Below are 1481 nucleotides of genomic sequence, written 5' to 3' on the forward strand. Positions count from 1 at the left end.
GGGCCGGACGGGTGCCGGCTGCTGCACGGGCGGCTGCTGCACGGGGGCGGCCGGCCTCAACGGCGCGGTGACGGACGGAGCGGTCACGGGAGCGGGACGCGAGTCCTCCTCCTCGGCCGCGGCCTCGGCATCGGCCTGCGCACGCGCCGCGGCGGCGGCAGCGGCCGCCTCGGCGCGCTTCTGCTGCTCACCGGCGAGGAACGCGGTCTCGACCTCGACGGTGGAGTCCTTGAGCAGGACGAGCTGCGCGATGAGCTCGGAGGACTTCGCCTCCTGCACGGCCAGGGCCGACCGGGCCGACTCGGCGGCGGAGTCGGCCGTCGCGCGGGCGCGGTCCGCCTCGTCCGAGAGCTTCCGGTGCTCCTCGACCGCGACGTCGGCCTGCTGCGCGAGCGACTCGGCGAGCTGCTTGTCGGCGAGCGCGTCGGCGTAGACCTTCTGCGACTGCTCCGACAGCTGCGACATGGCGCCGAGCTGGTAGAGCAGGTCGCCCGCGTCCTCGCCGCGCGCGACGAGGCTCATCGAGAGGTCCCCGCCCGCTGCGCGGGAGAGGTGGGCGGCGAGCAGGCCCGCGCGCATCCTCGAGGTCTGCGCCTTCGAGGACGCCTCGACGGTGCGGTCCTCGAGATCGGTGACGGTCTGCGCGGCAGCGGCGAGCGCATCCGTCGCCTGACGCCAGGTCTCGGCCTTGCGCATCGCCTCGACGGAGGCCTCGTCGACCGCGGTCTGGAGCCCCGCGACGAGCCCGGTGATCGAGTCGATCTCGGCCTGCTTCGCGGCCTCGTCGAGCTTGGCGTTCTGCACGTCGTCCCACGAGGGGTACTTCGGATCGTCGGCGGTCGCGGGCGTGAGCCCGAAGGAGGCCGTGATCGCCGTCACGGCGAAGGCGGCCGACACCGCGATCGGGAGGCGACCCTTCCAGGCACGCTCCCGCGGTGCCGGGGTGAAGCTCCGAGCGGTGGTGCGGGGGTCAACCAAGTGTCACTCCTCGTGCGGCCATGAAGGGCTGGGCGTTGACGGCGGAGCCGTTGACGCGGGTCTCGTAGTGCAGGTGGCAGCCCGTGGACGCGCCGGTGGAGCCGACGGCCGCGATCTGCTGGCCCGCCTCGACCCGCTCGCCGACGCGCACGTAGATGCCGCCCGCGATGATGTGGGCGTAGCCGGTGCTGACGCCCTCGCCGTGGTTGATCTCGATCCAGTTGCCGTAGGTGCCGAAGACACCGGCGTAGGTGACCGTGCCGCTGTGCGCCGCGAAGATCGGGGTGCCGCACGGGGCCGCGAGGTCGGTGCCGCGGTGATAGGAGCTGGTCGAGCCGCCGCCGGTCGAGAGGCTGCTGCGCGGGCCGAAGGTGCCGGTGATCCGTCCGTTGACGGGCTCCACCCAGCCGGAGTCGCTGACCGCGGTCGATCCGCCGCCCGCGGAGGGTGCGGGTGCGGTGTAGTTCGAGCCGCCGGTGCTCGGGCGCGCTGCGACCGCTGCG

The 1481-nt window shown here is 73.9% G+C and carries 2 protein-coding genes; both read right to left on the bottom strand.

Annotation, left to right across the window (positions count from 1 at the left end; genetic code table 11):
* The coding region (locus B0T42_RS18900; protein ID WP_446737400.1) for a coiled-coil domain-containing protein at positions 1-978 on the bottom strand (978 nt) is incomplete at its 3' end.
* Positions 971-1481, bottom strand: a 511-nt coding sequence (locus B0T42_RS18905; protein WP_139344602.1) for a M23 family metallopeptidase, incomplete at its 5' end; no start/stop codon positions are given. The genes B0T42_RS18900 and B0T42_RS18905, both read right to left, overlap by 8 nt.

Origin of the sequence: Rathayibacter rhapontici, from assembly GCF_001995175.1 — a bacterium.
Classification (GTDB): domain Bacteria; phylum Actinomycetota; class Actinomycetes; order Actinomycetales; family Microbacteriaceae; genus Rathayibacter.